The sequence below is a fragment of the Streptococcus sp. 23.2 genome, from assembly GCF_016648665.1.
Classification (GTDB): domain Bacteria; phylum Bacillota; class Bacilli; order Lactobacillales; family Streptococcaceae; genus Streptococcus; species Streptococcus salivarius_E.
This window is the reverse complement of sequence record NZ_JACLQJ010000036.1, coordinates 1-1,087: the sequence shown is the minus strand read 5'-3', so window position 1 is coordinate 1,087 and position 1,087 is coordinate 1. Positions and strand designations below refer to the sequence as shown.

At 40.8% G+C, this 1,087-nt stretch carries 1 protein-coding gene; it reads right to left on the bottom strand.

What is annotated here, in order from left to right:
- Nucleotides 1-1,087 (bottom strand): SspB-related isopeptide-forming adhesin (locus H7T98_RS10125; RefSeq protein ID WP_311636662.1); only part of this gene is annotated, 1,087 nt, incomplete at both ends.

Sequence of the window (1,087 nt, the reverse complement as noted above, 5' to 3'; positions counted from 1 at the left end):
TCGATCACTTGAGTGTTGTCCGCATCGCCAAGTGACTTAGTGAAGCCAGCTTTAAGGGTTGCAGTAATCACACCATTGTTCACAGCGATATCGAATTTATCTGTGACATCGTCACCTGTTACTGAATCGTAAGCTTTGATCTTAGTAGAATCAAGATCCAACTTAGTTTCATCGTAGTCATCTGAGATTCCTACTGATTGGATGTTGTCTTTGTTAGCTGCGTCAAATTTAGTTGTATCCAACCATACTTGGTAAACCAACTTATCGCCACGTTTAACAGTCTTCGTATTCAAGTTTTGAGCTTCGTTGTTTGAAGTTCCATCTGCGTATGGGTTTGTATTTGTTTCACCATATTTATCAGTCAATTCAGAATCATCATCAACGAGTTTGTCGCCTGTGATATCGAATTTCTCTTCAGAAACAACGTATTTCTCTGGTTGGAACTTAGGTTCTTCTGGAGGACGAACAGTATTGTTGAACTCTTTATCAGCGATATCGCCAACAGTTGCCACAAGAACTTTAGCTGTTCCATCGTGAGAAACAGTTACTGTTACATTCGCTTTCATAGTATCGTATGTAACGGTTGCGTCTGTTCCAGCTACTTCTTCAACTGTGTAGTTGTGAACACCAGCTTGTTCTTTCTTGAATTCGATAGCTGAGAACTTAACGTTTCCAGATGCATCGTTGCTTACAGTTTCAACTACTTCACCAGCTGAATTCTTAAGTACGAAGCTGAATTCGTTAGCTTTAAGCTCACGGCCTTCCAAGCGTTTAGTGAAGTTGAATTCTACTTGTACTGGTACGCTGTTTACACGTTTTTGAGTAGGTTTGTTTGGAGTTTCAACTTTCTTAGTTGTTGGGTTGTAGTAGTTGACTACTTGAGCCGCAGTATTTTCGATATCTACTCCGCCAGGTACATCAGCTTTCACTGTTGTTGGAATGTCGAACTTGTAGTAACGTCCGAAGGCGAATTTAGTTGTGTCGATCACTTGAGTGTTGTCCGCATCGCCAAGTGACTTAGTGAAGCCAGCTTTAAGGGTTGCAGTAATCACACCATTGTTCACAGCGATATCGAATTTATCTGTGA